The sequence below is a fragment of the Ruminococcus sp. OA3 genome (assembly GCF_022440845.1).
Lineage (GTDB): Bacteria > Bacillota > Clostridia > Lachnospirales > Lachnospiraceae > Ruminococcus_G.
In genome coordinates this window covers 3555372-3578367 of record NZ_JAKNTO010000001.1, presented here as the reverse complement: position 1 = coordinate 3578367, position 22996 = coordinate 3555372, and the positions used below count along the sequence as shown (strand labels likewise).

16 protein-coding genes, 1 pseudogene and 1 riboswitch are annotated in these 22996 nt (G+C 43.1%); all 17 genes and pseudogenes read left to right on the top strand.

Annotation, left to right across the window (positions count from 1 at the left end):
• The first annotated feature begins 162 nt into the window (after positions 1-162).
• The 17 genes and pseudogenes from MCG98_RS19000 to MCG98_RS16200 all read left to right on the top strand — a co-directional run bounded on the left by MCG98_RS19000 (position 163) and on the right by MCG98_RS16200 (position 22984).
• Positions 163-900, top strand: a complete 738-nt coding sequence (locus MCG98_RS19000; RefSeq protein ID WP_345891686.1) for a recombinase zinc beta ribbon domain-containing protein — start codon at positions 163-165, stop codon at positions 898-900.
• Positions 901-1032: 132 nt separating this feature from the next.
• Positions 1033-1287: a single-stranded DNA-binding protein gene (locus MCG98_RS16280; protein ID WP_240302933.1), complete on the top strand. Its 255-nt coding sequence runs from the start codon at positions 1033-1035 to the stop codon at positions 1285-1287.
• A 59-nt stretch (positions 1288-1346) separates the two neighbouring features.
• A complete protein-coding gene (locus tag MCG98_RS16275) occupies positions 1347-2855 on the top strand; it encodes a class I SAM-dependent DNA methyltransferase (protein ID WP_240302932.1) in 1509 nt (502 codons plus the stop codon).
• 216 nt (positions 2856-3071) lie between these two features.
• A complete protein-coding gene (locus MCG98_RS16270; RefSeq protein ID WP_240302931.1) occupies positions 3072-4307 on the top strand; it encodes a restriction endonuclease subunit S in 1236 nt (411 codons plus the stop codon).
• 18 nt (positions 4308-4325) lie between these two features.
• Positions 4326-5171 carry an FRG domain-containing protein gene (locus MCG98_RS16265; protein ID WP_240302930.1) on the top strand — a complete coding sequence of 282 codons (846 nt, stop codon included), beginning with the start codon at positions 4326-4328 and terminating at the stop codon, positions 5169-5171.
• A 3-nt stretch (positions 5172-5174) separates the two neighbouring features.
• Entirely contained in the window at positions 5175-8198 is a 3024-nt protein-coding gene (locus MCG98_RS16260; RefSeq protein ID WP_240302929.1) for a type I restriction endonuclease subunit R, read from the top strand.
• 486 nt (positions 8199-8684) lie between these two features.
• Entirely contained in the window at positions 8685-9320 is a 636-nt protein-coding gene (locus MCG98_RS16250) for an N-acetyltransferase (protein ID WP_240302928.1), read from the top strand.
• Positions 9321-9501: 181 nt separating this feature from the next.
• Positions 9502-9762: pseudogene (locus MCG98_RS16245) on the top strand (DUF1905 domain-containing protein); the annotation flags it as partial.
• Positions 9763-9834: 72 nt separating this feature from the next.
• Positions 9835-10125, top strand: a complete 291-nt coding sequence (locus MCG98_RS16240) for a DUF1801 domain-containing protein (RefSeq protein ID WP_240303471.1) — start codon at positions 9835-9837, stop codon at positions 10123-10125.
• A gap of 3 nt (positions 10126-10128) precedes the next feature.
• On the top strand, positions 10129-10557 hold the full coding sequence (locus tag MCG98_RS16235; protein WP_240302927.1) for a DUF3795 domain-containing protein: 429 nt from the start codon (positions 10129-10131) through the stop codon (positions 10555-10557).
• Positions 10558-11079, top strand: a complete 522-nt coding sequence (locus MCG98_RS16230; RefSeq protein ID WP_240302926.1) for an isoprenylcysteine carboxylmethyltransferase family protein — start codon at positions 10558-10560, stop codon at positions 11077-11079.
• A 103-nt stretch (positions 11080-11182) separates the two neighbouring features.
• Positions 11183-11255, top strand: a riboswitch (Fluoride riboswitch).
• A 53-nt stretch (positions 11256-11308) separates the two neighbouring features.
• A complete protein-coding gene (locus tag MCG98_RS16225) occupies positions 11309-12490 on the top strand; it encodes a cation:proton antiporter (RefSeq protein WP_240302925.1) in 1182 nt (393 codons plus the stop codon).
• A gap of 193 nt (positions 12491-12683) precedes the next feature.
• Complete coding sequence (locus MCG98_RS16220) at positions 12684-13430, top strand: alpha/beta hydrolase (RefSeq protein ID WP_240302924.1); 747 nt, start codon at positions 12684-12686, stop codon at positions 13428-13430.
• Between the two features lie 422 nt (positions 13431-13852).
• The gene (locus tag MCG98_RS16215) at positions 13853-15067 is read left to right on the top strand and encodes an aminotransferase class I/II-fold pyridoxal phosphate-dependent enzyme (protein WP_240303470.1); all 1215 of its coding nucleotides are present in this window, start codon (positions 13853-13855) and stop codon (positions 15065-15067) included.
• Positions 15068-15217: 150 nt separating this feature from the next.
• Complete coding sequence (locus MCG98_RS16210; RefSeq protein WP_240302923.1) at positions 15218-19489, top strand: PAS domain S-box protein; 4272 nt, start codon at positions 15218-15220, stop codon at positions 19487-19489.
• A complete protein-coding gene (locus tag MCG98_RS16205) occupies positions 19482-20183 on the top strand; it encodes an HAD family hydrolase (protein ID WP_240302922.1) in 702 nt (233 codons plus the stop codon). The genes MCG98_RS16210 and MCG98_RS16205 overlap by 8 nt, the downstream gene beginning before the upstream one ends.
• A complete protein-coding gene (locus MCG98_RS16200) occupies positions 20180-22984 on the top strand; it encodes an ATP-binding protein (protein WP_240302921.1) in 2805 nt (934 codons plus the stop codon). Before MCG98_RS16205 ends, MCG98_RS16200 begins: the two co-directional genes overlap by 4 nt.
• Positions 22985-22996 lie beyond the last annotated feature (12 nt).

Genomic DNA, 22996 nt, shown 5'->3' with positions numbered 1-22996 from the left:
ATTTCAGAGAACAGCACATGGGGTATCCGTAAGCGGTTTGAGATCGGGCAGCATAAGATGAGTACCAAGAGATTCCTTGGTTATGATGCGGATGAAAATGGCAAGCTGGTTGTGAATAAACAGTAGGCGAAGATTGTGAAGCGGATTTTTAAGAGGGAAGGTGTGATAAATTGGGATGGCGGGACGAAATGGCAGTCCACGACTATTGGCAGCATGCTGGAGAATGAAAAGTATAAAGGGGATACGCTTCTGCAGAAAAGCTACACAGTGGATTTCCTGACGAAGAAGCGAGTACAGAATGAGGGGGAAATCCAGCAGTATTATATTGAGGATGACCATGAGGCGATTATAGCACCTTGGATTTGGGAATGCGTGCAGTTGGAGATGAAGCGGAGGGATCGGTATCTGGAAGAGCATAATATTACACGGTTTTCCCAGAATACGGAGGCGAATCCATTTTCCAGCAAGATTATCTGTGGGGAGTGCAACAGGGCTTTTGCGAGGAAGGGGTGGCGAACACCAAATGGGGATAGGAAGGTGTGGCAGTGCAGTGAGCGGTATAAGGTGAAAGGTGTGTTGGGGTGTGGGAACCGGCACATTTATGAGGATACGCTGATTGAGATTTATCTGAGGGCATGGAACAGGCTGCTGGAGTGCAGGGAGATGCTAGTGCCGGAGTGGGAAGAGAAAATGCGGGGAAATGATTTGCTGGCGAAGTTCCGGGCGATGGATTTTATGGAGATTACAAAAGATGCACAGCCGATAAAGGAACTGGATATTGGTTTGATGCTTAGGACGGTGGATTATATTAAGGTGTATGAGAATGGGATGGTTGTAACAGTGTTTCTGGATGGGACGGAAATTGAATATAGAGTGCAAGGATGGATGATTAATCAGTAGTTATAGTAAATGCCTCATTCATAATGTAAAACATTGTGGATGAGGTCATTTTTATGGCACTTAATTGACAAAGCAAACGAAAGAGGTATAATGATATTAACAATGTTGTTATGATTGTTAAGGAGGAGTTTAATGACTGATGTAAATGACTTATTAAGTTTTGCTATTAAAGAAGCCGAAAATTTAATGGATGGTGAGATTTTTTTATTGAAGGATTTATTTAAGGGTTATGAATGGAATAGAATACCACGTAATGAACGATTGTTGCTTGGAACACTTTTTCTCAATTATGCGAATACGGTCAAATGTTCGATAAATGCTATTGAGAAAACTAGTTCGGGTCAACAAAAATATAAATTTCAAGCAATGCAACAATTGATGGAATAACGATAATGATATGTGAGATACATATTAAATATACTAAAACTGAGAGGATGATGATTATTATGGCAACAACAAATGGTAAAAACTCAGCAGATATTGGATTTGAAGAGCAAATATGGGCGGCCGCGGATATCTTGCGGGGGAATATGGATGCAGCCGAATATAAGCATGTGGTATTAGGGTTAATTTTTTTAAAATATATTTCCGATAAATTCGAAGAACGATATCAGGCACTTCTAGATGATGACGACGACGTGGAGGACAAAGACGCATATACGGAAGTGAATGTCTTTTTTGTACCGCCTATTGCAAGATGGAATGTTATTGCTGAGGCAGCTCATAAAGCAGAAATAGGTACCGTTATTGATGACGCCATGAGAGCGATTGAAAAGGAAAATAAACGGTTAAAGGATATCTTACCGAAAAACTATGCTAGAGATGAATTGGACAAGCGACGTCTGGGAAATGTCGTAGATTTGTTTACTAATATACAGATGATAGAACATGGTACAGACAAAGATATTCTGGGGCGTACATATGAATATTGCCTGTCGAAGTTTGCTGAACAGGAGGGTAAGCGGGCAGGAGAGTTTTTTACACCATCCTGTGTGGTACGCACTTTGGTTGAAGTGCTTCAACCATTTAAAGGTAGAGTATATGATCCTTGCTGCGGTAGTGGTGGTATGTTTGTACAATCGGCGAAATTTGTTAATAGCCATTCAGGAAATATTGGTAATCTTTCTATTTATGGGCAGGATGCCAATCCTACGACCCGTAAAATGGCATTAATGAATCTGGCGATTCGGGGTATTGAAGCTGATCTGGGTAAATTTAACGCTGATACTTTTCACAATGACTTACATTCGACACTGAAAGCGGATTATATTATGGCTAATCCACCGTTTAATCTTTCTGATTGGAATGATGGTAGTCTGAACGATGATGTGCGTTGGAAATATGGATTACCACCCAATGGGAATGCCAACTTTGCTTGGATGCAGCATATGATTCATCATCTAGCACCGAATGGTAAACTTGGTTTGGTACTGGCCAATGGTTCTTTGTCCAGTCAGTCTGGTGGTGAGGGGGAGATCAGGAAAAAAATTATTGAGGACGATTTGGTTGAATGTATTGTGGCTATGCCTACGCAGTTATTTTTTACAACCCAGATTCCTGTTTCATTGTGGTTTTTAAACCGAAATAAGAAACAGCCGAGGAAAACACTGTTTATAGATGCTCGAAATATGGGCACTATGATAAACCGCCGATTGCGGGAGTTGTCAGAAGGGGATATTGCCAAAATTGCAAATGATTTTAACTCTTTTGAATTAGGCAAGCTGGATGATGAGGCAGGCTTTTGTGCAACTGTAACTACAGAAGAGATCGCAAAGCAGGATTATATACTAACGCCGGGGCGCTATGTTGGTCTAGCAGAACAGGAAGAGGACAGTGAACCCTTCGCTGAGAAAATGGTAAGACTAACAGGGGAACTTTCGACTATGATGCAGGAGAGTTATACCTTGGATGAGGAGATTCGAAAGAGACTGGGGGCGATTGGGTATGAAGTTTGATATAGAGAAAAGAGTAGCGTTTTATGCTCCACTACAAGTGGGGGATACAGAGGATGAAACGCATGGATGTCGCCATACAAACCCAGATATATGTGGTTCAAGTTATTTAGAGGGGGTATGTGCCTTTACACGAAATGATGATATCTGCAAAAAATCTTCCACTGCATGGAAGAAACAGTATACAAAATTGCTATTAAGGGAGCGGGGGTAGTCTATATGAAAACGAAAAAATTGCACGAAGTATGTACATCAATTACGGACTGCCCTCACTCAACACCTATTTGGACAGAGCAAGGAAGGCTGGTGATACGTAATCAATATATAAAAAATGGTAGATTAGATTTGTCAAATCCTTCGTATACAGATGAGGAGCATTTTGTAAAACGACGTATAAGAGCAAAGCCTTTAGGTGGAGATATAATCATTACTAGAGAAGCACCAATGGGTGAAGTGTGCATTATTCCAGAAGACCTTGAGTGCTGTTTAGGTCAGAGAATGGTTCTGCTAAAAGTTGATAAAACGGTTTGTGATAATCGTTATTTATTATATACGCTCATGTCAAGGCAAGTGCAACACCAGATATCATGGAGCAATGGAACCGGAACAACTGTAAGTAATCTACGTATTCCGCATTTGGAAAATCTTGATATTCCATATATTGGTCTTCCGATACAGAGAGCTATAGCATCTACTCTTTCATGCCTTGATGATAAAATTGAGTTAAACAACAAAATTAGCGCCAATTTAGAGGCGCAATCACAGGTGATTTTTAAAAGCTGGTTTATGGATTTTGAGCAATTCCAGAACGGTGAATTTGTGGATAGCGAGTTGGGACGGATACCGAAGGGCTGGCGTGTAATTTTACTTGAAGATATTGCGAATTACGTAAAAGAACGTATCCCTGTAAATCAATGTAATAAAGAGAATTATATATCTACGGAGAATATGTTGGCGAATAAACAGGGCATTTCAAATGCTAATTCACTTCCCACTACATCTGCTGTGAGTCGCTATAAAAATAATGATATATTAATATCTAATATTCGACCATATTTTAAGAAAATATGGTTTGCTGACGAAACTGGTGGTTGCTCTAATGACGTTCTTGTAATAAGGGCAAAAAACGAAGTTCTAAATGGATATTTATATAGTTTGCTGTATTCAGATAGATTCTTTGAATATATGATGACTACATCCAAAGGAACTAAAATGCCGCGTGGAGATAAAACTGCCATTATGCGATATGCAATGGCTATACCAACATCATTTGAGACCGACAAATATGTTAAACAGTTTAATTTATTTGTACTATTATGTCAGAAGAAAATTCAGGCAATGCGAAGTGAAAACCGAATTCTCACTGCCCTTCGCGACACTCTACTACCTAAATTAATGAGTGGAGAAATTGAGGTACCGATTTCAAACCAAGAAGCAGTCAAATGTTATGAGTGATGAAAGGAGAATCAATATATGTCAAAAAATGAGGATGATACTATAGAAAAATTTGATATAGATTCTCCTTTGTTAGGCGAATATATATCAAAATTCTTGGATAATGCCAATACAGCCAAGAATCAGGGGGATGACCGCATACTATTCTACCGTGGGCAATCAAACTTAGAATTTTCTTTAACACCAGCAGTATTTCGTAACGGGCTACTTGAGAAAGAACATAAGTTGATTCAAGATTTGCTCTTGAATTCTCCAGCAGAATTTAATGATATTCAAAATAAGTTGGAGCGCCTAATTAAAATGCAGCATTATGGATTACCAACCAGATTACTGGATATTACTTCTAACCCTCTTGTAGCATTGTTTTTTGCTTGCAGTGAAAATTTAGATAAGGATGGAGAATTATTTATATTCTATGATTACGTTCAGCGTGCCAATGATATAAATTGTAAGTGTATTGTTGAGTTAACAGAATATACTGGGTCAAGCGAGCGTCAGATGATTGGATTCTTAAGTGAACGGGGATTTAATAATTTGGAGATAGGAAAACTTACAACTACTACACATATACTGATAGAAGCACCAAAAAATAATGAACGAATAAAACGGCAGCAAGGAGCGTTTTTGCTGGTGGGACTCTGTGGACAAGCAGGGAATAACCCATATCAAAAAGAACGATTTGATTTAAAACCGTTGTTGACAAAAGATATGGGTGATGATATTAAACGAACAATATGCATACCTAAAGAGCATAAACAGCAACTGTTACAAGAACTAGAAATTTTAGGCATTAGTCATGCATTTCTTTTTCCAGAATTGGAGCACCAAGCAAGTTATCTCAGAAAAAAACACGAGGAGGTGTAATTTATGTCGTTTACCGAAGCCAACTATGAAAATGCTGTGCTGGAAGTGTTCTGTGAAACTCTGGGCTACGGATATACATATGGACCCGATATTCAACGGGATTACACCGAACCCCTCTATCTGGATGAGTTAATGCCTGCATTACAGCGGCTCAATCCAAGCCTGCCGGAAGCGGCAATAAACGAATCAATTCTCAAGTTGCGTAGTTTAGACAGCGGCACGCTGGTGCAGAAAAACCGGCAGTTTACCGATTTTATGCAAAATGGAGTCTCAGTCAACTACTATCATAACGGCGAGCAATTGGCGGGACTGGTTTATCTGATTGACTATGCTCAGCCGGATAAAAATACTTTTACGGTAGCCAATCAGTGGACGATTACTGAACACAGCGAAAAGCGGCCGGATATCGTCGTATTTCTTAACGGTTTACCAGTGGTGGTATTTGAATTAAAATCCCCCTCACGAGAAGAAACTGATGCCTCCGAGGCTTATTTGCAGCTACGTAATTATATGCAGGAAATTCCATCTTTTTTTATCTATAATGCCTTTTGCGTTATGAGTGATCTTGCTATATCTAAAGCAGGCACTATCACCGCAGGTGAAGATCGTTACATGGAGTGGAAGACAAAAGATGGCAGTTATGAAAATACGTTGTACGCGCAATTTGACACTTTTATAGAAGGGATGTTTCAAAAGGAGAGGCTATTGGATATCCTGAAAAATTTTATTTGTTTTTCTGGCGCTGCGAAAATCTTAGGTGCATATCATCAATATTTTGCCGTAAAGAAGGCAATAGCATCTACAGCGAATGCAACTACGACAGACGGGCGAGGAGGTGTATTTTGGCATACTCAGGGTAGCGGAAAATCTCTGTCTATGGTATTTTATGCACATCTATTGCAAGAGGCGCTCAACTCACCGACTATTGTAGTTTTGACCGACCGCAATGATTTAGACAACCAGTTGTTTTCTCAGTTTGCAAAGTGTACAGAATTTTTGCGTCAAACGCCTCAGCAGGCGGAAAGCCGTACTCATCTAAAAGAACTGCTAGCAGGGAGGCAGGCCAATGGTATTATTTTTACTACTGCTCAGAAATTTGAAGAGAGTACGGAGACCTTATCCGATCGACGTAACATTATTGTCATGGCGGACGAAGCTCATCGTAGCCAATTTATTGATGAAAAAGTGGATACTCGAACAGGGCGAATGAAAAAATCTTTTGGCTTGATTATACGGGAAAGTTTACCAAAGGCTACTTACATCGGCTTTACCGGCACCCCTATTTCCAGTAAAGACCGTTCCACCATTGAGGTATTTGGCAATTATATTGATATTTACGACATGACTCAGGCGGTGGAGGATGGTGCCACCCGACCAGTTTACTACGAAAGCCGGGTCATTCATCTTAAACTTAATCAGGAGATATTACAACTTATTGATGCCGAATACGATATTATGGCACAAAATGCAGAAGAATATGCAATTGACAAAAGCAAAAAAGAGCTGGGACGCATGGAGAGTATTCTCGGTGCTAAGGACACTATCGCAGCCTTGTGTGAAGATATCGTGAAACACTATGAAGAAAATCGACAGTATGAATTGTCGGGAAAAGCTATGATTGTAGGATATTCCCGTAAAATTGCTATGTCCATTTATGATAAACTGTTAGAGCTTCGCCCAGAATGGAAAGATAAAGTGGGTGTGGTAATGACTGAGAATAATAAAGATCCGGAAGCGTGGCGAAAAGTCATTGGCAACAAACACCGACGGGATGAACTGGCCGCTCGCTTCAAAGACAATGATGATCCAATGAAAATTGCTATTGTTGTAGATATGTGGCTAACTGGTTTTGATGTACCATCACTGGCGACTATGTATGTATACAAGCCGATGGCAGGGCATAATTTGATGCAGGCAATTGCCCGAGTTAATCGAGTTTATAAAGATAAGGAAGGCGGTTTAGTAGTGGATTATGTCGGCATAGCTTCAGCCCTACGGCAAGCGATGAACGACTATACCAACCGTGATAAACAAAATTATGGAGAAACTGACATTGCAAAAACTGCTTATCCTAAGTTTATAGAAAAACTAGAGGTATGTAGAAACTTATTTAACGGCTTTAGCTATGCTGTGTTTTTGGAAGATAAGGCATCTGATCTTGCTAGGGCAAAAGCAATTAGCGGTGCGGTGAACTTTTTGTCCGGTATAGAAAATGTGAAGAATAAGGAAGCTTATGTTAAGGAAGCAATGTTACTGCGCCAGGCATTGTCTCTTTGTCGTTCCTTGCTCAACCAGGAACAACGATTGGAAGCTGCTTTTTTTGAAGCAGTAAGAACTGTTTTAACTAGAGTTAGTGGGGAAAATAAACCTTTGTCTTTAAAGGAAATCAATGCACGGGTGAACGAGTTACTGAAAGCGAGCATTCAAAGTGAGGGTGTCATTAACCTGTTTTCAGATGTAGAGACAGAGTTTTCCCTGTTTGATCCTAAGTTCTTGGAAGAAATCTCCAAGATGAAGGAAAAAAATCTGGCTGTGGAAATACTGAAAAAACTTTTGTCTGAACAAGTAAGTATTTACCGCCGAACAAATCTGGTTAAAAGTGAGAAGTTTTCCGAAATGTTATCCAGGGCTATGAAAGCATATTTAAACGGTATGTTGTCTAATGAAGAAGTGATTGCCGAGTTAATGAAAATGGCCTCTGATATGGCCAATGCCCATGCCGAAGGTGCTCAGTTAGGGTTAACAGTAGAGGAGTTAGCTTTTTATGATGCATTAACCAAACCTGAAGCGGTTAGGGATGTTTACGAGAATAGAGAGCTAGTGGCATTGGCTCATGAACTGACCGATATGTTACGGAAAAATCGAACAATTGACTGGCAGAAAAAGGAGTCTGCTCGGGCAGGAATGCGCCGTATGATTAAGAAGCTGCTCAAAAAGTATAAATATCCACCTGAGGGGCTGGAGGATGCTGTAGCTACGGTCATTGGACAGTGTGAAATGTGGACGGATAATGGAGGTTATAGCTAAGCAATACAAAAAGGCAAGATGTGTTTTGAAAAGACATAGGTTTCTTTAGAATAGAGATTTTATATTCAGCTTAACCTAATAATAAGAGGGAGTGCATTATTCGATATTTAAGATTGTGTAAAAGGGGTAAAATTCTTACCAAGAGGGGTGAAAAAAATTATCAAAGGGGTATAACCAAAAATCAGGCACTTTATAATGAAACAAAGAGACTAACCTTTTGCCATGTAGTATAAGAAAAAACTTTCACCGCACATCGAGAGTGTTGTCTTGCTTTCCAAACTTAAATCAAACCATCATATAGAAGTAGAACTCAAATTGGATGGTATGGATATAACTTCTGCAGAGAAAAAGGCGACATATTAGGATGCTTTAAGGGTTAATGAGTAATCAAATTCACAATAATGAACAAGCTAGACAAATGAGGAAATACAGTTTACAGGTAAAGAAACAAATATATTCTATAAACAAATCACAGGAGACTTATGAATGATTAAAATCAGGAATGAAAAAGAAACAGATCACAGCAAAGTGGAAGAAATAACGAGAAAGGCTTTTTGGAACCTGTATATTCCGGGGTGTAACGAACATTACCTTGTCCATGTCATGCGTTCTCACAAAGATTTTATACCGGAGCTGGATTTTGTGATTGAGGTTGATGATCAAATCATCGGAAATATCATGTATACGAAAGCAAAACTCGTGGATGATTGCGGAAAAGAAAAAGATATTCTTACGTTCGGTCCGCTTTGCATTCTGCCTGAATACCAGAGAGCGGGGTATGGGAAAAAATTGCTGGAGCACTCCTTTAGACAGGCAGCTGCACTTGGTTATGATGTGATCGTAATATTTGGAAATCCAGGTAATTACGTAAGCCGCGGTTTTAAGAGCTGCAAAAAGTATAACATATGTCTTGAGAATGGTGCATATCCGGCGGCAATGATGGCCAGGGAATTGAGCCCCGGTGCTTTGGACGGAAGAAAATGGATTTACCGTCAAAGCGCTGTATTTGAGATAGACGAGCAAGAGGCACAGTGCTTTGACGACAGATTAGAAAAGTTAGAGAAAAAATATCAGCCAAGCCAGGAAGAGTTTTTTATTCACAGCCACTCTGTAATACAGTAAGCTGCAATAACCGGCATCAGAAAGTGAGGGATACAGCCGCGAAAAAGGAGACAGTAGCACAAAAGGACTTGCTTGACAACAGGATATGAACTGCGTGAAGTCGACCAATCTGATATTGATCATATAGAAACATTACTGGACAAAGAAAATACGTTATCATCTCATAGGGAAGAGGAGAAAAATGAAAAAACGTCTGGAGTTTGATGCGACGCTGGTGAAAAAACCGGATATGGATGCTGCATATATCGAGATACCGTTTGATGTGAAAGAGGTCTTCGGAAAATCGCGGGTGCTGGTACATGCAACCTTTGATGGGGAAGCTTATGACGGACAGGCTGTAAAGATGGGAACATCCTGCCATATTATCGGTGTCCGGAAGGATATCCGTGCAAAGATCGGCAAACAGCCGGGAGATAAAATACATGTAACGTTAGAAGAAAGGTTAAAACCGGAACCGGCTTTTTCAACGGTAAATGAATACATTGCAAGTTACAGCGGTGATGTGCGGCTTCGCATGGAGACGTTGCGAAAAATCATTTTGGAGTGCTCACCTGATATAACAGAGAAGATTTCATGGGGAATGGCAACTTTTGTACTCAATGGCAACCTTGTTCATTTTTCGGGAGAAAAGAAACACATGGGATTCCACCCTGCTCCGAGTGCAATAAATGCATTTAAAGACAGACTGGGGGACTATAGACATTCTAAAGGTACGATACAGCTGCCGTACAGCAGACCAATGCCGTATGATCTGCTCAGGGAGATAATCATGTTCCGGGTTCAGGAACAGATGGGAGATGGATAAAGGATGAAAATGCCGGAAAAAACAGAGCCTGCCATGTTTGCCCCATGCGGAATGAACTGCATGGTGTGCTATAAGCACTGTTACCACAAAAAAAGCTGTGCAGGCTGTCTGAATTGCGATAAAGGAAAGCCGGAACACTGCCAGAAGTGCCGGATAAAGGACTGTGTCAAAGAGAAAGGCATTACATATTGCTGCGAGTGCACAGAGTTTCCCTGTAAGCAGATAAAATCATTGGAAAAAAGTTATAACACTCGTTATCATACAAGCCTCGTGGAAAACAGCAGAGCGGTTCAGAAATATGGGATAGAAGAATTTCTGGAACAACAGCGGAATGAATACACGTGTCCAAAATGCGGCGGAATTATTTCACTCCACGACAGAGAATGCAGTGAGTGTCAGCATAAAATACCACAGGGGGGCAGAAAGATTTAAATGAATGGCTTTTTATTGTTGATTCCTTTTTTGCTGATAAGATTCGGATTATTGTCAGCTTTTAACAGAGGTGCCGTAAAGCGGGCAGCGTATTTTCCTCCGCTGACGGGAAATGAGATATTTGCATACGGGGTATATCAGATTTCGAATGCGGCGATATTTGTGTACTTATGTTGCCTTGATGTAATGATAGAACGATCATGGCTGTTCTTTGCCGGATTATTTGTCTATGTATTGGGACTGGTACTCTGTGCAGTTTCAATGAAGAATTTTGCATCCCCTTCACGTGAGGGGTTAAATGTAACCGGAATCTACCGTTTTTCCCGGAATCCCATGTATTTGTCATATGATATGCTTTTTACAGGATGTGCACTGCTGACACGGTCGCTGTTATTATATGGCTTAGTTGTGATATTTCAGATTTCATCACACTGGATAATCCTTTCGGAAGAACGGTGGTGTATCGGGAAATTTGGAGACGCATACAGGGAATACATGAAAGAGGTCAGGCGGTATATTTAGATGACAGCAGTCGGTGAGGAAGGTAAAACCTGAATGCGAGGTACAGATGATCTGCAGAATATCACATTGACAGAAGAAACGGAACATGATAAAATTTAATAAATTAAGATGTGGGAATGAAGTTCTCCCGTGGAGTATTCCAAAAGCGCATAATTGCTGATGACTTCTGTGTAAAAGCAGGGGTCGTCAGCTTTTTTTGAGCTTATTTTAAAGTATGGAGGAAGAAAAAATGTTATTGAGTATTGCGTTGATCATGTTGCTTGGTTTGATGGCGGGGACAATTTTTAAAAGGCTGCGGCTGCCGTATATCATCGGGATGCTGGCCGCAGGAATCATTCTGGGACCCTATGTCCTGAACCTGCTGGACGACAGTATCCTGGATATGTCCGCAGATTTAAGACAGATTGCACTCATCATAATCCTGGCAAAAGCGGGACTGACTCTGGATATTAATGATTTGAAGCGTGTAGGGCGTCCTGCTGTCCTCCTGTGCTTTTTACCCGCCACGATGGAAATTATCGCCTATTTGTTATTTGCACCCAGGCTGATGGGAATTTCTCTGCTGGAGGCAGGGATTATCGGAGCCGAGATGGGGGCTGTGTCACCAGCGATCATTGTTCCGTCTATGTCTAAACTCATTGATGAGGGCTGGGGGACAGAAAAAGGAATTCCGCAGATGATCATTGCCGGCTCTTCTGCAGATGACGTCTATGTTATCGTTATCTTTACTGCATTGATATCCCTGGCTCAGGGAGGAGCGGTATCCGCTTCCGAGTTTTTGCAGGTTCCGGTGGCTATCCTGCTTGGAATCGTCCTTGGTGTTGCAGGAGGACTGGTTCTTGTCTTTTTCTTTAAACGGTTTCATATGAGGGATACGGTGAAAGTCATTATTCTTCTTTGTGTCTCTTTTCTGTTTGTCACGCTTGAAGAGGCACTGGAAGGGAGCGTTGCCGTTTCCGGGCTGCTCGCAGTCATGAGCATGGGAATTACTATTTACAACAGATACGATGTTCTGGCAAAACGGATCACCGGTAAATTTTCAAAAATGTGGGTTCCCGCAGAGATTTTACTGTTTGTTCTGGTTGGATCTGTGGTAAATGTTAAATATGCGTTATCAGCAGGAATTATGATGGTCATTATGCTGTTTATCGGTCTGGTCTTTCGGCTGGCAGGCACGTATCTGTGTGTGATCGGCACAAGGCTGAACAGGAAAGAGCGCGTTTTCTGTATGATTTCACAGATACCGAAGGCTACGGTACAGGCGGCGATCGGCGGTGTTGCGCTGGCAAAGGGGCTGGCCTGCGGTAATATCGTGCTGACAGCTGCCGTGGTTTCTATTTTAATCACCGCTCCCATCGGGGCACTTGGAATTGAAACCACATATAGAAAATTGCTGTCGAAAGAAAAATAGGGAAGATTTTTCGGAAACAGTAAGTATTTAATGGAATTCATCTGAGTGTATGGTATACTGGAAACAGATTAAGAACGGAGGTTGTAAATATATGGGTATTTGGATTACAAAACACTAACAGCAAGGCGTTGGTGTTTGCAGGGCCTTGCTGATCAGGCAGTGAAAAACAGTTTTATGATCAGGAGGTAAAACAATGTCATATTTTAATTATCAGTCTAAAAAAATATATTACACCGAAACAGGCAGCGGAAAACCAGTTCTGTTCTTACACGGGAATACGGCGTCTTCCAGGATGTTCGAATTTCTTCTTCCGTTATACGAAGACAAATTTCATGTGATTCTCATCGATTTTCTGGGACATGGAAGATCAGACCGCGTGGAGGAATTTCCCGCGGATCTGTGGATGGAAGAAGCCAGCCAGACGATCGCACTGATGGAGCATCTGAAACTGGGAAAAGTGAATCTTGTAGGAACCAGCGGCGGTGCATGGGTTGCAATCAATGCTGCATTAAAACGTCCGGACCTTGTCGACAGGGTCGTGGCAGACAGTTTTGACGGCCGGGCACTGGCAGATGATTTTTCTGATAACCTGATTCAGGAGAGGACAAGTGCCAGGAATGATGAAATGGGAGTCGAATTCTATAAGTGGTGCCAGGGGGAAGACTGGGAACGTATCGTGGATATGGATACAAAGGCGTTGCTTCAGTGCGCCGCAGCAAAGCTGCCGTTATTTATAAAGCCGCTTGAGAGTCTGCAGGCTCCGCTACTTCTGACAGGAAGTGAAGGTGATGAAATGTCCAGATCGGATTTTCAGGAGGAATACCGTGAAATAGCCGCCAGGACGGGAGCGGAAATCTGTGTGTTCTCAGAAGGAGGCCATCCCGCGATTCTATCCAGCCGGGAACGGGCAGCCGGGGTTATATGCAGATTTTTGGAATGATAAAACATAGATTTACAGATGGGGAGCCAGCGATGGCTCCTCTTTTTATTGAACTTCATTGGAAAATATTGAACTTATGCGCTGCGTGTGATATGATTACAGTAAAACTAATTGAACTTTTGAACGTAAATTGAACTATGGAGGTAAAAATGTATAAAGAAACGTTTGCAGACAGACTGAAAAGTGCGATGAACAGCCAGTGCATGAAGCAGATTGATTTGGTCCGGGAAGCAGAAAAGCAGGGAATCAAGCTTGGCAAAAGCCATATAAGCCAATATGTAAGCGGAAAGACCATGCCGAGAGCAGAGATCATTCACTTTTTAGCAGGAGTACTTAATGTGGAAGAGAACTGGCTGAATGGAAGATCACATACGGAAAAATCAAATGACAGTAGCCATATTGAGGTTATGGGAGGAAGAGAAATGCGAGAATTCAAGAAATCTTCAAAACTGGAACATGTCTTGTATGATGTCAGAGGTCCTGTTGTTGAGGAAGCTGCCAGAATGGAAGGAGAGGGGACGCAGATCTTAAAACTCAATATCGGTAATCCGGCTCCTTTTGGATTTCGAACACCGGATGAGGTGATCTATGATATGCGGCAGCAGCTGACAGAATGTGAGGGATATTCATCAGCCAAAGGTCTTTTTTCGGCCAGAAAAGCGATCATGCAGTATGCACAGATCAAGAAACTGCCAAATGTTTCAACGGATGATATTTACACGGGAAACGGAGTCAGTGAATTAATTAATTTATGTATGTCAGCACTGCTGGACGATGGTGACGAAATTCTGATTCCCTCCCCGGATTACCCGCTATGGACTGCCTGTGCAACACTTGCGGGAGGAAAAGCAGTCTATTATGTCTGCGATGAACAGGCTGAGTGGTATCCTGATCTGGATGATATAAGAAAGAAGATCAATGACAGGACAAAGGCCATTGTTATTATTAATCCTAACAATCCTACGGGTTCCTTGTATCCGAGGGAGGTGCTGCAACAGATTGTTGATCTCGCAAGAGAACATCAGCTTATCATTTTCTCTGACGAAATATACGATCGTCTTGTGATGGATGAAGAAGAACACGTTTCGATAGCATCTTTAGCTCCTGATTTATTCTGTGTGACTTTCAGCGGCTTATCGAAATCTCATATGATTGCCGGATTCCGAATCGGCTGGATGATCCTCAGCGGGAATAAAGAAACAGCAAAGGATTATATGGAAGGCATCAATATGCTGTCCAATATGCGCCTTTGTTCAAATGTACCGGCACAGTCGATTGTACAGACTGCGCTGGGAGGACATCAGAGTGTCGATAATTATATTGTGCCGGGAGGGCGTATATACGAACAAAGAGAGTATATTTATAAAGCATTGACTGATATTCCGGGTATAAGTGCAGTGAAGCCTAAAGCAGCCTTCTACATTTTCCCAAAACTGGATACAAAGAAATTCAATATTAAGGACGATGAACAATTTGCATTTGATCTTTTGCGGGATAAGAAGATTTTAATCATACACGGAGGTGGATTTAACTGGGAGCAGCCGGATCATTTCAGGCTCGTATATCTTCCGCGAATTGAAGTTTTGGAGGAGGCAGTCGGTAATATGGCAGACTTTTTAAGCTATTATCACCAATAACTTAGCCCAGTGTTACATTTATCTTTCGCTAATTCAATGCTTTACAGAGTTTGTGCAGGAATATATAATAAACTTAATGCTTCGTAAGTACTAAAAAGTAAAGTTTCCGCAGACTGGTCACACAGGAAAAACCGAGGGAGGAAAACGGGTATGACAGAGGAGAATCAGCTTTCAATGGATCAGATGACGGTGGTATTAGATAATGCTCCGGTAGCTGTATACGTCACCTCAATCGAAAACAGAAAGCTGTTATATGTAAACCGTATGGCCAGAGATTTATTTGTGGGACGGGATGCGGACATCCGTGGACTTACCTGCTACCGGGCTGCTGGTTTTGACAGTCCGTGTTCTTTTTGCCGTATGGGAGAGATGAGCCGTTCAGAACTCTGGACCCGGGAATTTTGGCATCCGGGTGACGAACGTCTCTATCAGCTCAGCGGCAAAATCATAGACTGGGCAGGAACACCTGCTCATATAGAGTACATACTGGACATAACAGAAAAGAAAAAAGAAGAAGAACTGGCAAATGAGCAGGAACACCTGAGAAAAGAATTGACAGGCATTCATGACAAAATGCAGGATATCATCAATGCCATACCCGGTGGTGTTGCGATATACAAGGTATCGGATGTTTTCGAAACAATCTATTTTTCAGATGGCGTACCAGAGTTGTCCGGTTATACGGTGGAAGAGTATAGGGAACTGATAAAACAGGACGCGGCTTTAATGATATACCGGAGAGATATGGACATGGTGTTGTCAAAGGCCAGAAAAGTAATCCAATGCCACGGTATGGGAGCGTTTGAATTCCGTAAACAGCACAGGGACGGACACATCGTCTGGGTTCATGTCCATGTGAAGTGGATCGGGGAGGAGGATGGCTGTCAGCTGCTTCACTGTGTTTTTCATAATATTACGGAACTGAAACAGGCAAAGCTGGAATTGGAATACCTTGTAAATTCCATACCAGGAGGGATTGCAAGTTACCGCGTGGAGGGAACACGGTTTGTTCCAGTCTTTTTCTCGGACGGAGCGATGGCGCTTTCAGGGCATACCCGGGAAGAGTACGGCAGGATATGTAAACACGATATATTTGATGCTGTTTACGAACCGGACAGAGAGAGGGTGAGGGCATCGGCATACGCTGCATTTGCGAGTGGAGACGTGCTGGATATTTCTTACCGGATGCAGCACAAAGACGGAAACCTGATCTGGATCCATCTGAATGGCCGCCGTATGGGGAATATTTCGGAGGATGCCAGATTTTATGCAGTGTTTACAGGTATGTCTGGGGAAGCACGCCTGTTTCAGAGCATGGCAGATGAGATGACGGATGGGATTTATGTGATCGATAAGGCAACCTATGACCTGCTGTATGCCAATGAGTCCAGAAATTCCATTATGAGAGGGACAAATTATCTCGGGAAAAAGTGTTATGAGTTACTGTTTCACAAAAATGCGCCATGCGAATTCTGTACTTTGAGAAAAGACGGAACGGAGGGCGAAGAGCATGATATGCAGGTCGGAGATACGGACCGGGTATACAGTACACGTTTTCGGGAATTAGACTGGAACGGAATACCGGCATATGTGAAATATATCAGGGATATCACAGAGGAAGTGCAGACAAGAAAAGAAAAGGAGCTGCTGGAGATATATTTCAGGAATGTTGTAGAAAAACTGCCGGGCGGGGTTTCTGTCATCTGCTGTGAGAAGGACGGTACCATGAGACTGGAATTTGTCTCTGACGGTCTTGCAGCAATGACGCATATGACAGTTGAAGAAGTTAAAGACTTATATGCAGGCGATCTTTTTGCGGGAGTACATCCGGATGACCGAAAAGAGAATCTGGAAATATTGAGAAGATATATGGAAAGAGGAGAGGGGCACTGTGAACTTACCGGCCGGATGAAACGGGGCGACGGAGGATATATCTGGACCAGACTGACCCTGTCCCTGATCCGAATGACTGATGGAGCACGCAGACTCTACTGTATGTATACAGACATCAGCAAAAATATCGAAGAGAAAGAGCAGCTCCGACGTCAGTATGAAGAAATTATACTCCAGCATTACCGTACCCCCGGGCCTGATGCATTGATCGTCGGACATTGTAATGTATCACAGAACAGAATACTGGATATTATAGATTATACACATTCGGGACTGCTGCAGACTTTTGGACACAAGAGGGAAGAATTTTTTTCAGGAATAGCAGGTTTTGTTCAAGACGAAGAAGAACGAAAAGCATTTATGCGTACTTACCTCAACGAACCGGTGAGGAAGGCATTTGAAAAAGGAGATATGGAACACCTTATCAAATGCTTCGTCAGGCTGCCAGGGGATCAGAAGGGCCGTTACGTGCAGTTTAAAGTAAATCTGCTGGAAGCACCTGATACCGGTGATATTACCGGAATACTGACAGTGACGGATATCACGGAGCAGATCGTATCAGACCGGATTCTGCATCAGCTTTCAGAGACAAGCCATGATGTCGTCATGGACCTGAATCTTGACCGGGATTACTTTACACTGTTGTCCTGTAATCCTAAGGCCGGCAGTGTTCCGGTAAAGTGCGGACGGCTATCTGAACGTGTGAAGTCCATGCTTCAGTCCTCGGTTGTACCGAAAGACAGGGAAGAGTATGCCAGGGAGCTGGATATAAAAGAAATGCGACGCAGGCTGGAGAAGGAAGGAAGCTACACATTTTCTTATTCCATTCTGGATGAGAATCATGATATCAGAACGAAAAACATTACGGTTTCGGCAATCGACATGCGTCTGGGCCGTGCATGCCTGATGTGTACGGATATCACAGCTTCTGTCCGGGAGCAGCAGGGGCTGCTGAATATGCTGGCATATACATTCGAATTGATGGGATTTATCAATATCAGGGATGAACAGTTTACTCTGTTTACGCGCCAGGCAGTGTTGGAAAACCTGTCTCCGTACATAATCGATCATTATAATGAATCCGTGACACAATTTGTTAACAGATTTGTTCTGGAAGAAAGCAAAGCAGAGGCATTTGACAACTTTCTGCTGGAAACCATGCTGCAGCGTCTGGAAAAAGAACCGGCGGGATACGATTTTGTGATCCCATATCGAGAGGATACAGAAATACTATACAAGCAGGTCAATGTCCTGTGGGGAGATCAGAACCACAGAACCGTATGTATGGTTCGGGCAGATGTGACAGATATGCTGACGGCTGAACGGCAGAGCAAAGAAGCGCTGGAGAAAGCACTGATACTTGCGAAAGAGGCAAATCTGGCAAAAAGTGATTTTCTATCAGCTATGAGCCATGATATCCGGACTCCTATGAATGCCATCATGGGAATGACAACGCTGGCACAGGCCCACCTGAAGAACACTGACCGGGTTGCGGACTGTCTCCAGAAAATAGCAGTTGCTTCCAGACATCTGCTGAGTCTTGTCAATGATGTTCTGGACATGAGCAGGATCGAGCGCTCCAAGATCACATTAAACTGCAGAATAGTGTCACTGGGCGAACTGATACAGCAGATTTCTGCGATTATGGATCCTCAGGCAAGGGAGGCAGGACTTCATCTTGAACGCAGAATGGAGAAGATCTCTCAGGAGCATTTCTGGGGAGACTCGCTTCGCATCAGTCAGATTCTCATCAATATTCTGAGCAATGCGGTTAAATTCACACCGGAAGGCGGACGTATCGATTTTCTGGTGGAACAAATACCCGCTGTGCAGCCTGCCGGACATGTCAGGTATCGTTTTACGGTTCAGGATACAGGGATAGGTATGCCGGAAGAATATCTGGTGAATATTTTTATTCCGTTCAGCCGTGATTACAGCGCCCGGCGTATTGAGGGTACAGGACTGGGACTGAGTATCACAAGAGGGCTGGTAGACCTGATGGGAGGCAGTATTGCTGTAGAAAGCCAGGTGAATGAAGGAACGACGTTTAAGGTCGAACTGGAGTATGAGATTGCGTTGATAGCGGATGAGACCCGTGAAAAGGTTTTGGGTGGAACAGATGGTGATAGAACGGAGGAGTGGTTTGCAGGACGGCGTTTCCTGGTAGCAGAAGATAATGATATCAATGCGGAGATTCTGTGCGAACTGCTGCTGCTTCACGGGGCAGAAACCGTTCTTGTTGATGACGGACAACAGGCTGTAAATGAGTTTGAGAATACGGAACCGGGAACATACGATGCAATTCTGATGGACATTCAGATGCCGGGGATGAACGGGTATGAGGCAACACGGGCGATTCGGAAAATGGGGCGCAGGGATGCCGGAAACATTCCGGTCATTGCGATGACGGCCAATGCTTTTACGGAGGATATCCAGGAGTCAGCGCGAGCTGGTATGACGGCACATGTATCAAAGCCGATTGATATGGATATTCTGCGGGCGACCCTGGAGAGTGTATTGGATGAATAGAGGAGCAAAGGGAAGAGTCATGATAAAAGCAGTATTTATAGATTATACAGGAACTACTGTGAAAGAAGACGGAGAAGAAATCAGAGACGTGGTAAAGCGTGTATGCCATAACAGCGACCTGCATGACCCGCAGGCTGTTCTGGCACTCTGGTGGAAACGTATGAAACAGTATGAGGAAAACAGTTATGGGGAAAACTATCTGACAGAAGATGAGATTGTTGACAAGATCCTGCAAAGCCTTGTTGTGGAAATTCATCTGAAGGAAAATCTGAGGGAACTGCATGTACTGATTCGTAGATCCTGGGTATGCGCTCCTGCGTTTCCGGATGCAAAAGAGTTTTTTGAGAAATGTCCGGTACCGATCTATATGATCAGCAACAATGGAATCGAGTACGTAAAAAAGGGCATGGAGGATAAACAGCTTCAGCCGGAGGCAATCATCTGTGCAGATATGGTCCGGGCGTACAAGCCACACAGGGAGCTGTTTGAAAGGGCATTGGAGGTAAGCGGATGTGGTGCGGATGAAGTGCTGCATATCGGTGACTCCTACAGCTCCGATGTGCTGGGGGCCAGAGCTGCAGCAATACAGCCGGTTCTCGTCCAGAGAACGAAGGGCAAAACATATGATGATGTTATGACAGTGCAGGATTTGTCAGAGGTTTTGCACCTGCTGGACTGGGGGGAAGCTATATGAAGAGAATCCATGGTGCGGGTTTGAGAACAGCAGCAGCATTAATGCTGCTGCTGTTGCTGACCGGCTTTTTTAGTATACAACGTGTTCAGGCCGCGTCAGACACCGAGAGCATGCCTCGGCGGACACTGAAGGTGGGATTCTCTTCCGTACCGGGAATCAGCGAGGTCGATGAGAACGGAAAATATAAAGGGCTGATGGTTGACTATCTCACTGAAATTGCAAAATATACAAACTGGGAATATGAGTATATTGAGGTGAGCGCTGAGAACATAACAAATGATTTTCTGGAGGGAAAGTATGATCTGATGGGAGGAACTTTTTACCTGCCGGGTTTTGAAGAATATTTTGGGTATCCGGAATTCAGTATGGGAAACAGCCGTGTCACACTGCTTGGCAGGCGGAACGATAACAGACTGAAAAGTTTTGACCTTCAGACACTGAATGGAATGGTGATCGGAGTCTATGAAAAGTCGGAGGAAAAAATCAGGCGTCTTACTGAATTCTTGAAATTAAATGATCTTGACTGCACACTGAAATATTATCAGCATGATGAAATGTCAGAGGATGAGAACCTGTTTCAACATTTAAAGAATAAAGAGGTGGACCTGCTGATGGGAAACGAGATGGATTCAGATCCGCAGCTGCGTGTCGTGACCTCATTCAATGCACAGCCGTACTATATTGTCACACAGCCGGGGGAAGAAGAGGTGCTGAATGGACTCAATACGGCGCTGGAAAAGATCATGGACAGCAATCCGGATTTTGCTGACGAAAAGTACAGCAAGAACTTTCCGGTTGTGAAAACAGCGGATATTTCGCTTAATGATGACGAAGTGTCATACATAAAAGAAAAACGGAATGTTACAGTGGCTGTTGTAGAAGAAAGTCATCCGTTTTACTGTTCTGACAATCGGTCACATCAACATGGCCACTCTGGATTCCTGAAAGAATTCCTGGAATATGTGGAGGAGTTTTCGGGTCTTACATTTTCCTTCATTGTTTCTGATACGTACGACGGTGCGGCGGAATTAGTAAAATCAGGGGAAGCAGAGGTACTTGGATATTATATAGGCAGTGATGAAACTGCATTTGACGAAGGCCTGGCGCTCACGGAATCATATATTAGCCTGAACAGCACGATTGTTAAAAATAAATCGGCAGACTACCCGTCGGCGGGACTTGCCGGGGGCGTCGTCAGCGGGTGCGCCGTGCCCTCAGACATTGAAGATTCTGATATTCATTTTTATAAAACAGTACGTGACGGCATGAATGCCGTTAATAAGGGAGAGATAGACTTTTTCTATGGCTTGTCCGCACAGATAGACCAGGAAATGCAGAACCACAGGTTTGCAAATGTAGTACCTGTGACGAGAGTTAACATGGATACACAGATATCTTTTGCCGTGGACCGGCCGATGGATACGGAATTATTTACCATACTGAATAAGGCAATCAGCAGTATTACCATGGAGGAAGTCAATATAATGCTTGACAGAAACCTTGTTTCTGCCGGGTATTCAGATATGTCTCTTTCAGAGATCCTTTATGCAAATCCGGTCGCGTTTGTCGTGACCATTGTCGTGTTTCTGCTGCTGATAGTGGCAGTGATTCTACTGGTTGCCCGCGCGAGAATGAAAAATTCAATAATGCTGGCAGATTTGGAAAAGGCAGAAGCAAAGAATCAGGCGAAGACCGAGTTTTTATCACGGATGAGTCATGAGATCAGGACGCCTATGAATGCGATCGTGGGACTGACAGATTTGACCTGCATGCAGGAAGAGCTGCCGAAAGAGACCAGAGAAAATCTGAATAAGATCCGCCGGTCATCCGAATACCTGCTTTCGCTGATCAGCGATATCCTGGATATGTCGAGGATAGAAAAAGGAAAACTGAAGATTCAGTCAGAATCGTTTTCCCTGAATAGGGTATTGGATGAGATACAGGATATGTTTGCACTTCAGGCAGAGCAAAAACAGATATCTTTTCATATGCTGAGGAATGTGACGCATGACTGTCTGACCGGAGATCCGATACGTATCCGGCAGGTACTGCTGAATTTGCTGACGAACGCAGTAAAATTCACTCCGGAAGGAGGGGAGATTTATCTGGGAGTGGAGGAGAGAGTAAAAAGCGAAGACATTGGCGAGTACTGTTTTTCAGTCAGGGATACGGGAATTGGAATTGCGCCGGAATATCAGAAAGTTATTTTTAATCCATTTGAGCAGGTTGGGACGAATATGACGAAAAGTGAAGGGACGGGGCTTGGTCTCAGCATCAGCAGCAATATCGTTCAGGCGATGGGTGGTGAACTGCGGGTTACAAGTGTACCGGGGAAAGGTACGGAGTTCATTTTCAAACTCAGTCTGAATCAGATAAAAGAAAGTGAGAACGTTTCCCGGAGGGAGGACACCGGGATCGATCTGAACGGCATCAGAATATTGCTTGCCGAGGATAATGATCTTAATGCTGAGATTGCACAGGAGCTTCTTGAGCTGGAAGGCGCACAGGTGGACAGGGCAGTCAACGGACAGGAGGCTGTAGAAATGTTCCGGACAGCAAAGTCAGGGTACTATCAGGCGATTCTGATGGATCTAAGGATGCCGGTCATGGACGGACTTGATGCCTCCAGAGAAATCAGAGCGTGTGATCTGCCGGAGAGCAAAACCATACCGATTATAGCCATGACAGCAAATTCGTTTAAAGAAGACGAGGATGCGGCATTCGCTGCCGGGATGACAGAATTTGTTCCGAAGCCTGTTGATCTGGAGTACCTCTACAACATCATGAAAAAGCTGCTTTAAGCCGGGTATAGT

Coding starts and splice junctions, on each gene's coding strand:
- MCG98_RS16240 (WP_240303471.1), top strand. CDS start 9,835: ATGGAGACGTTGCGAAAAATCATTTTGGAGTGCTCACCTGATATAACA.
- MCG98_RS16230 (WP_240302926.1), top strand. CDS start 10,558: ATGAATGGCTTTTTATTGTTGATTCCTTTTTTGCTGATAAGATTCGGA.
- MCG98_RS16250 (WP_240302928.1), top strand. CDS start 8,685: ATGATTAAAATCAGGAATGAAAAAGAAACAGATCACAGCAAAGTGGAA.
- MCG98_RS16265 (WP_240302930.1), top strand. CDS start 4,326: ATGTCAAAAAATGAGGATGATACTATAGAAAAATTTGATATAGATTCT.
- MCG98_RS16270 (WP_240302931.1), top strand. CDS start 3,072: ATGAAAACGAAAAAATTGCACGAAGTATGTACATCAATTACGGACTGC.
- MCG98_RS16205 (WP_240302922.1), top strand. CDS start 19,482: ATGAATAGAGGAGCAAAGGGAAGAGTCATGATAAAAGCAGTATTTATA.
- MCG98_RS16215 (WP_240303470.1), top strand. CDS start 13,853: ATGCGAGAATTCAAGAAATCTTCAAAACTGGAACATGTCTTGTATGAT.
- MCG98_RS16275 (WP_240302932.1), top strand. CDS start 1,347: ATGGCAACAACAAATGGTAAAAACTCAGCAGATATTGGATTTGAAGAG.
- MCG98_RS16220 (WP_240302924.1), top strand. CDS start 12,684: ATGTCATATTTTAATTATCAGTCTAAAAAAATATATTACACCGAAACA.
- MCG98_RS16210 (WP_240302923.1), top strand. CDS start 15,218: ATGACAGAGGAGAATCAGCTTTCAATGGATCAGATGACGGTGGTATTA.
- MCG98_RS16280 (WP_240302933.1), top strand. CDS start 1,033: ATGACTGATGTAAATGACTTATTAAGTTTTGCTATTAAAGAAGCCGAA.
- MCG98_RS16235 (WP_240302927.1), top strand. CDS start 10,129: ATGAAAATGCCGGAAAAAACAGAGCCTGCCATGTTTGCCCCATGCGGA.
- MCG98_RS16225 (WP_240302925.1), top strand. CDS start 11,309: ATGTTATTGAGTATTGCGTTGATCATGTTGCTTGGTTTGATGGCGGGG.
- MCG98_RS16200 (WP_240302921.1), top strand. CDS start 20,180: ATGAAGAGAATCCATGGTGCGGGTTTGAGAACAGCAGCAGCATTAATG.
- MCG98_RS16260 (WP_240302929.1), top strand. CDS start 5,175: ATGTCGTTTACCGAAGCCAACTATGAAAATGCTGTGCTGGAAGTGTTC.